The sequence below is a fragment of the Leptothoe sp. PORK10 BA2 genome, from assembly GCF_034932105.1.
Taxonomy (GTDB): domain Bacteria; phylum Cyanobacteriota; class Cyanobacteriia; order Phormidesmidales; family Phormidesmidaceae; genus Leptothoe.
In genome coordinates, this window is sequence record NZ_JAYGIG010000079.1 from 1 (window position 1) to 8,762 (window position 8,762).

Sequence of the window (8,762 nt, forward strand, 5' to 3'; positions counted from 1 at the left end):
CAAGGACACGGATGAGAAAATAGATCCATAACACCACCCAGATTAGATCAGCTTTTGCTGAACCTATTATCGTCTATCGTATATACAACATGCCTTTACGCTGACCCACCTGGCGGAACCAGTGCCATAAATCCTAAGCAGCACCAGCCCTATGTATAAGGAATGATTATACTGAAGCTTTCCACCTAATCATCCGTATGAGGTAGATAGGTGGAAACTTTCCCTCTAAATAATATTTATGCAGCTAAAATTCTCAAGAAAACATTGAAATCTGTTTTAGTATCATCTCGACGAATTACAGAGAGGAAGTCATGAAATCTTTTCGATTTAGACAAGGTGATGTTTTGCTTGTATGGGCAGAACCTTCAGCGAATAGCGATCAGTCAAAACTACCCCATCTAGTTTTGGCGGAAGGTGAAGTAACTGGACACAAGCATCAAATTACTCAGGGACAGGCAGAACTCATTGAAAAAGATGGAATTCTCTTTCTAAAAATCCTATCTGAAACAGCAACGCTATCTCACGAAGAACATCAGCCGATTCAAATTCCCCAAGGAACTTGGATGGTACGCATTCAACGAGAGTATGAGCCCACTGGGCCGCGTTTGGTTGCAGATTAAGCTATGCAGACACCAATTGATCAAGTATCTGAGAAATGGATCGACGTTCTCTCTACACCGATTGATCCAGCCGAAGCAACAGAAGTGATTGGCGATCTGTATCAGCTTATTGGTCATCCCTTACCCAAGGTAGTTTTTTTAGATAGCCCTTGGGCAACCTCGATTGCGGCTGAATTATTACTCCAACAATCTTCCAGTACGCTGACTTCAGTTCGCAGTGAACTGATCAACCTATCTGAAAAAATTTATGCTCAGTTGCTTCAACAGTATCTTGAGGAGTTTGATCCCAATCTCTTTGGTTGGAATGATTGGAACATTAGAGTTAATAGAATGGATGCGATGGATTTAGCTGGACAACTATCAGCTCTTGCTGCCACTCAAATTAATTTTTCTCATGTCTCAGAAGATTATTATGGTTATGATGCAACTAGCGATCCTTGGCACGGTTATCCTCGCACCCAACTAGATGACTTAACTATTTTAGCAACTAGGTTCGAACTGTTTGGCTATCGACATACGAATCTACACGAGTCGAACGCTTGGTATGATTTAATTTCACCTTCTTCGCGAGGTGCCAATCTAAATACAGATTGGATATCTAAGCTTCTCTATCATCTCGATTATCGCTTGATTCACCAGCTTAGCATCCTGGTCAATCAGTCACTATTAGAATTAGAAGTTTATTCTTTTCCACTCAGTAAACCAATCTGGTTTAGCAAAATTACTGATGCAGCGATGTTCGATTTCGTCGCATCCCACGGAATCCAATTGGAGCCTAAATTACTCACAGTTTTTCTGAGGGCTGCCCAGCATCTTGCGTTTATTAATCCATTTAAAGAAATCTGCTTTGTGAGCGATCGCCCTAGATTCAAACGTGACACTCAAAATAATCTTCATGCTGAAGGTGAACCAGCTGTTATATTTCCTGACAGCTTTGGGATGAATTACTTCTATCATGGCACTGCCTTACCGCAATATATTGGGAGCGTGCATCCCAGCCAGTGGCAACCCCACTGGATTCTTCAGGAGCAAAATGCTGAAGTGCGGCGATGTCTCATTCAGGAAATTGGATATGCTCGGATATGTCAAGAGCTACAGGCAGAAGAAATGGATTGTTGGCGGGAGTATACATTGCTTAAACTGCCGGTCTATGATGATTACAGTCGAATTCCTGAGCTACCTCCTTGGGAAAGACATGACGAGGTTCAAGGTGATTCCGTCTACCTGCTGAAGATGATTTGTCCGAGTACTGGATCGACCTACGCTATCCGGGTTCCACCAAGTATGCGATCGGCGAGGGAAGCAGCCACTTGGATAAACTGGGGTAGCGATCCAGAATGGTTTGCTGTAGAAACTTGATAGCTTATGTACTTCTGAAGGGTGATGAGTAAGAACATACAGCATAAAGCCAACTGCACCGGACTGCCGTAAGGCTTTGTTGGGGTTGCCCAAGCTATTTACAGCTGGTGAGTTGGAACGCGAGCTAGCTCTGTATCTTGGTGAAAGTGGCTTCTGAAAGTTATTTTTTGGAATAAAGCAGTAAATTAGGCAACCAGAAGATATTCTCCAAGATCTTCCATTAGGAAGAAGCGTTAAAGTTCCCGACTTACCTTCTAGATAACTTTTACCTCGTCAAGCAATATCTATTGCATCTAAGATATACACTTGTTACTCTAGTCCTCAAACGTAGGTACTAGGTAGAGTTGGTTTGTCTTTTCCTATTCTCTTCTCTCTAAAACTCTTCTAGTCCACGAGTCACCTTGTGGAGGCGCTTACGCCGCATCGGTGCGCTCGCCCTAAACAATGTCCAAATTCTTCCAGATCGTGAAGAGTGCATTGAAGCATTCAAGTGGCTGGCTCAAGAAGTTCAACAGGCGAAGGGAGAGGCATTAATCATGTGCGTTGAGCATTTTGAAGAGTTAGCTGACCAAGATCTCATCGAACGGTTTCGAGAATCTCGCCGAGAGGAGTACACAGAAATCGACACCCAAGCCACAGAAATCGAAAAAGCATTAGAAACCATCACTGAACCCAGCGATTCTCCGATTGACAGATGCATTTCGATTGGTATCACTGGGTTGCGATGTCAGTGAGCTAGCTCCTCCTGAAACAGAAATTGCCCATTGGAACAATGTACCACCACCCAGTCAAAACCTGATGGTTGGACGAGACAAAATCCTTGAGCATGTTGAACGGCTGGTCAATGAGCTTAGATGAGTAGATTACGCTTGCAATAGGTGTTGCTATTTGCAGAAACAAGGGTTACATTTTATCTGAATGTACTCTAGATACGTTTAAGAGGTCTTATCCAGTTGAGAGGTTCAATCTAATGACGAACGCAACAGAACCACAGGAAAGCCTGCAATCTCAATCCCAGCCTCAATACTCACTTTGGCAGCTCGTGCTGTATTTCTTGAAGTTAGGAGCATGGGGATTTGGCGGCCCCATTGCTTTAATAGGTTATATGAAACGAGATTTAGTGGATGAACGAAACTGGATCTCTGAATCAGACTACAAAGAAGGATTGTCGCTAGCGCAACTTGCTCCCGGACCCTTAGCAGAGCAACTAGCTATCTATATGGGATATGTCCACTACGGTATTTGGGGAGCAACCCTGACAGGTTTGGTTTTTCCTTTACCCGCATTTCTGATGGTGCTCGCACTTGGCTGGGCTTACACTGTCTATGGTGGGTTGCCCTGGATGCAGGCTGTGTTTTACACCGTTGGCGCAACGGTAATTGGCATCATTGCAAACAGCAGCTATAAACTAACAGTCAAAACGATCGGCAAAGAGTGGCTGTTTTGGGGAATTTACATCATATCTGCTGCTGTTACGGCAATTACCGAATCAGAAAAAATTCTCTTGATCTTAGGCGCAGGAATTTTGGTGTGGTTTGTGAAAGCACCTCCCCAAGACTGGGGAACCGGCAAAAGGCTTTCTGGATTCGTAATTCCCACTTTGCTGACAACACTCACCACAGCACCTGCTGCAACTTCAGTAACATTGTGGAACATCTTCACCTTCTTTGGACAAGCGGGAGCGTTTGTGTTTGGCAGTGGATTGGCGATCGTTCCGTTTCTTTATGGTGGATTAGTCAATGACTTGCAGTGGTTAAATTCTCAAGAATTTTTAGATGCAGTTGCAGTTGCCATGATTACACCGGGCCCCATTGTGATTACCGTTGGATTCATCGGTTTTCTCGTTGCAGGTTTATCAGGAGCGGTGGTTGCGACCCTGGCTACGTTTCTCCCTTGTTATCTATTTACAATTATTCCAGCACCTTACTTTAAGAAACATGGCAAACAGCCTGCGGTTGCTGCGTTTGTTGAAGGCGTGACGGTTGCTGCCATTGGAGCCATTACAGGAGCCGTGATTGTGTTGGGACGGCGATCGCTCGTCGATATTCCCACCATAGCCATTGCCGTTATCACCCTCATTCTACTTCTCACCTTTAAGAAGAAATTGCCTGAACCCTTGATAGTCATTGTTTCTGCTGTAATTGGACTGGTGATTTATCCATTAACTCACTCAGCATGAGTGTAGTTCTCTCACAGTATTCTGGTAATGTTGCTGGGACAAAATGACACGTTGACAGCGTACCGACCCAGCCAGCATAAACCCACTAGAGCGGACTGAAGGAAGATCTTGACGGGGATGCAAAGGTTACTAGCAGCCACTCAGCCAGAACGTTAGCTAGCTTCGTTCTCAGTTGAGACAGTTGTATTTTTTTTGCTGTGGGTTCGAGGTTTGATGGGTCTTTTGCGGGGGAGCGATCGCCCCAATTCAAGGTTGAGGCGGTCCAGCTTTCTATCTCAATAAAGGGTTCTGAGCATCAACGGTTTCAGTCAATAGTTGAGTTGGCAAAGGTTTCAGCTTTAGTGAAAGGTTGAGCGAGGTGGCAGGAGCGATCGCAACATGACTGGAGTCATGCCAATCAATGTCTCCAGCTACAGGTCTCCATCCATCTTTCTGACTATCTTGGTTGCAGTCCTATTCTGTAGTGCCTATGCAATCTTCAATACCGATCAAAGTTAGCAAGCTTCCCCCCTGGAAACTTGGTATCTCAGCTATCGGGCTGGTGGGAACGATCGCAATTGCCTACAGTATCGTTCGCTCTCAACCCACGCCAGAGATCAATATTGCAACCGATACGGTGCTGGTGCAATCTCAAGATTTGCAGTTACAGATTAAACTCAATGGCGTAGTGCAACCTATTCGCAAAATTAACATCAGCCCTAGAACAGAGGGAAGAATTGTGGAATTGTTTGTGCGGGAGGGCGATCTCATTGAGTCAGGACAAGTAATCGCCCGCATGGACAATGAGCAGCTTCAGGCACAGGTCAGCCAGTATCAAGCCATTTTGGCCCGATCGCAGGCGGAGTTGGCTGAGCGGTTAGCCGGAACTCGTCCGGAAGAGATTGCCAAAGCAGAGGCAGAAATAATCCGGTCGGAGGCGCAGGTGCAAGAGGCGCAATCGCGGCTGCAACTGGCCACGGAAAAACTCAACCGTCGGCAAGCCCTGGAAAAGGAAGGGGCCATTGCTCGTGAGGATCTAAACGAATCGCAAGCAGACGTCCGCAATGCTGAGGATAATCTGACCCAGAATCAGGCTAGTCTTGCGATCGCACAGCAGGAGCTGGCTCGACAACGCAATGGTTTTCGGGCAGAAGAAATTGCCCAGACTCGCGCCCAGGTTGCAGAAGCCACCGCTCAACTCCAAAGTTTTCAGATCCAGCTAGACAACAGCCTTGTGCAAGCGCCCTTTGGCGGCATCATTACCCGTCGCTTTACTGACGTAGGGGATTTTGTCGCTCCCACCACCTCAGCATCCAGCAGTGACGGGGCGACCTCTGCCTCAATTGCCGAATTATCGAGCGGATTGGAAGTGGAAGCCAAAGTGCCAGAAGCCAGCATTGCTGGGATCAAACCGGGGCAATCGGTTGAGGTGCGGAGCGACAGTTACCCCGATCAGATGTTTAAAGGACAGGTGCAGTCGATCGCCCCTAGAGCAGTGCAGGAAAACAACATCACGTCCTTTCGCGTCAAGGTGACGTTAGAGACGGGCTTGGAGCAACTGAAAGCCGGAATGAACGTAAAGCTGGCATTTATGGGAGAACCCATCCAGGATGCCTTAGTGGTACCCCTGGCCGCTGTGGTGACGCAAAAAGAGGGACAGCAGGGAGTTTGGCTGGTTAATGCAGACGGTGAGCCTAGCTTCCAGTTGGTTCGCCTCGGCTCTGAGAGCGGTAGTCAGGCGCAAATACTAGACGGGCTAAACGCCGGCGATCGCATTCTCATCAGCCCACCTGCGGATCAAGTCATCCCAGGTGTAGACAACACAGAAGGACTGTGATGAATCCCCTAGAAAACATCAAAATGGCGGTCAAAACCCTGACTGCTAACAAACTTCGCAGTACCCTGACCGTGCTGGGCATTGTGATTGGCAATGCCTCTGTTGTTGCCATGATTGGCATTGGGCAGGGGGCACAAAACTTTGCGCAAGAAAGCATCGAATCCTTAGGGTCAAATCTGCTGTACGTGTTTATGGATGGGCAGGAGAGCGAAGTCGGAACGGGAGACCCCCCCCAGTTACTGCTGTCCGATGCGGAGGCGATCGCCGCTCAGGCTCCAGCGGTGAAGCTTGTCTCACCAATAATTGCCTCTAGTCTGACGGTAAATTATCAAAGTCGAACGACTAGAGCGACAGTGCAAGGTGTCACGCCCGACTTTCTGCTAGTCAGGAACATGCTGGTGAGGACGGGTCGTTTTTGGGATGAAGTGGCTCAACAGCAAGATACAACTGTTGTGGTGTTGGGTGCCGAGCTGTCCCAGAAATTGTTCAATCGCACCAACCCCATCGGACAGGAGATTCAGATTGGCGATCGCAGTTTTCAGGTGATTGGGGTGCTACAACGCAAAGGGGGTGCTTTGGGTGTGAATCCGGATGTCAACGCCTTCATTCCCATCACGACCATGGCAAACCAATTGGTGGGGCGTAGCGTTCCCGGTGGGATATCCATTGATGAGATTGAGATTTCTGCTAAAGACCAAGCCAGCATTCGAGCGGCGGCGTTCCAAGTCACCAATATTCTGACCCGGTTGCATGGCAAGCAAGACTTTCTAGTTATGGCGAATAAATCAGTACAGGATTTGCTCGGGCAGATTACGGGAGCGCTGAGTATTCTGCTGGCGGCCATCGCCGGAATTTCTCTGCTGGTGGGCGGTATCGGCATTATGAACATCATGCTGGTGTCGGTGACAGAGCGCACCCAGGAAATCGGACTGCGCAAGGCGATCGGCGCACCAGAACAATCCATCCTGCAACAGTTTCTAATTGAAGCCGTCATCCTCTCCATTGCCGGGGGCATTATTGGCATTAGCATCGGCGTAGGCAGTGCGGTATTGGTGGGAGTGTTTACCCCTCTAAAACCCACCGTACCCTTCAGCGCCATTGTGCTGGCAACAGGTGTTTCTGGTGGCATTGGGCTAATTTTTGGAGTGGTTCCCGCGCGTCAGGCAGCAAAACTCGACCCGATCGTCGCATTGAGGAGGTCTTAACATGGCGAATGTGATGATTCGCTTAGAGGGTATCTCAAAGGTCTACGGCATGGGTGAAACCCTCATTCACGCCCTAGCTAGGGTTGATCTCAGCATCGAACAGGGAGAATACTGCGCTATTATGGGCGCGTCGGGTTCCGGTAAATCCACCATGATGAACCTGATTGGCTGTTTAGATCGCCCGACCACGGGAGCCTATTATTTGGATGATGAGAATGTAGCAGAACTAGCTAATCCAGCCCTCGCTCGGATCCGCAACCTCAAATTAGGGTTTGTGTTTCAGCAATTCTATCTGCTGCCGCAGTTAACATCACTAGAAAATGTGATGCTGCCAATGGTGTATGCCAATGTCCCCCCAGCCGAGCGACTCAAACGAGCCACCGCTGCACTGGTGCGCGTCGGGCTAGAAAATCGGTTGCAGAACAAGCCGGCTCAGCTTTCTGGTGGGCAGCAACAGCGCGTGGCGATCGCCCGGTCGATTGTGAATCAACCCCTGTTGCTCCTGGCTGATGAACCGACTGGAGCCTTAGACTCCCATACAACCCAAGAAATTCTGGACATCTTTACCGAACTGAATCGCAGCGGCATGACCGTGGTTATGGTGACCCATGAAGCCGATGTAGCTCGTACCACAAAACGAGTGATTTGGTTCAAAGATGGTCAGGTGCTAAACCCCAATTTAGCGCTGCAAGACCTTCATCAGTTAGTCAATTAAGCCTTGAGACAGATTATGGTTTCTAAAAAAATGTTATTTGCCCTTCTCTGGTTCGCTGGCATGATGGGTATACTCTCCCTCCTCTGGATCAACCTACCCATTCCGGAGGGAGACCTTCCCCTGCCAGTGATTAAGCTGCTGAATCTGATCTCACCTACCTTTCTGCTATCCATTGCAGTGCTCGCTGGAGTTAACCTAGCTCCTCAGGTTGGCTTTTCAGCCCCGTTTGCGGAAGCCATTGCCAGTGGCAGTTCACAAAAACTAGCGGTCATTCAGGCTCAAGTCATTCCTGGTTTGTTGGGTGGAGTGCTGGGAGCTGTTGTCATCTCTGTGTGGTCTCTCGTATGGAAGCCATCCCTGCCCTCAGACTTCCTAACCAAAATAGACCAGCTTTCTAAAGGCACCCCCTTGTTGACGCGCCTGCTGTACGGTGGAATTACAGAAGAGATCATGCTGAGGTGGGGACTTTTAACAGTTCTGGTATGGCTATTGTGGCGTTTTCTACAAAAGGCTGAAGGCACTCCTAATGTTAAGTACGTGGTGCTTGCCATCACCATTTCTGCGTTGATCTTTGGATTAGGACACTTGCCCTTGGTATTCGCCCTCAGCCCTCAAGTAACAACTCCATTGACGATTTACATCGTTGCTGGAAACACCTTGTTTGGATTGATTGCCGGGTATCTTTACTGGCAAAAAGGGCTTGAGTCAGCAATGATTGCTCACATAGTGTTTCACGTTGTCATCAGCAATTATAAATTCAAATCGTATCAGTTGATACAGAAGCTTTCAACTTCTTGAAGGTGAGCATATGAGGGTATCATCAGCTTAGGAGGAATTAGGCCGCCGCCGTGAGCGTCGAGGCGGTAAC

Annotated in this window: 8 protein-coding genes; all 8 read left to right on the plus strand. The window is 48.0% G+C overall.

Annotation, left to right across the window (positions count from 1 at the left end; all coding sequences use genetic code 11):
• The first annotated feature begins 311 nt into the window (after positions 1-311).
• The 8 genes from VB741_RS13985 (at position 312) to VB741_RS14020 (ending at position 8,692) form a co-directional block, all read left to right on the plus strand.
• Positions 312-620, plus strand: a complete 309-nt coding sequence (locus tag VB741_RS13985; RefSeq protein ID WP_323365798.1) for a hypothetical protein — start codon at positions 312-314, stop codon at positions 618-620.
• Positions 621-623: 3 nt separating this feature from the next.
• A complete protein-coding gene (locus tag VB741_RS13990) occupies positions 624-1,979 on the plus strand; it encodes a DUF6745 domain-containing protein (protein ID WP_323365799.1) in 1,356 nt (451 codons plus the stop codon).
• 401 nt (positions 1,980-2,380) lie between these two features.
• Positions 2,381-2,713: a Chromate resistance protein ChrB gene (locus tag VB741_RS13995; protein ID WP_323365800.1), complete on the plus strand. Its 333-nt coding sequence runs from the start codon at positions 2,381-2,383 to the stop codon at positions 2,711-2,713.
• 236 nt (positions 2,714-2,949) lie between these two features.
• Positions 2,950-4,158 carry a chromate transporter gene (locus tag VB741_RS14000; RefSeq protein ID WP_323365801.1) on the plus strand — a complete coding sequence of 403 codons (1,209 nt, stop codon included), beginning with the start codon at positions 2,950-2,952 and terminating at the stop codon, positions 4,156-4,158.
• A 469-nt stretch (positions 4,159-4,627) separates the two neighbouring features.
• Positions 4,628-5,974: an efflux RND transporter periplasmic adaptor subunit gene (locus VB741_RS14005; RefSeq protein WP_323365802.1), complete on the plus strand. Its 1,347-nt coding sequence runs from the start codon at positions 4,628-4,630 to the stop codon at positions 5,972-5,974.
• Positions 5,974-7,179 carry an ABC transporter permease gene (locus VB741_RS14010; RefSeq protein ID WP_323365803.1) on the plus strand — a complete coding sequence of 402 codons (1,206 nt, stop codon included), beginning with the start codon at positions 5,974-5,976 and terminating at the stop codon, positions 7,177-7,179. Before VB741_RS14005 ends, VB741_RS14010 begins: the two co-directional genes overlap by 1 nt.
• Before the next feature lies 1 nt (position 7,180).
• Positions 7,181-7,894, plus strand: a complete 714-nt coding sequence (locus tag VB741_RS14015; protein WP_323365804.1) for an ABC transporter ATP-binding protein — start codon at positions 7,181-7,183, stop codon at positions 7,892-7,894.
• A 15-nt stretch (positions 7,895-7,909) separates the two neighbouring features.
• Positions 7,910-8,692 (plus strand): CPBP family intramembrane glutamic endopeptidase, encoded by a 783-nt coding sequence (locus tag VB741_RS14020; protein ID WP_323365805.1) that lies wholly within the window; start codon positions 7,910-7,912, stop codon positions 8,690-8,692.
• Positions 8,693-8,762 lie beyond the last annotated feature (70 nt).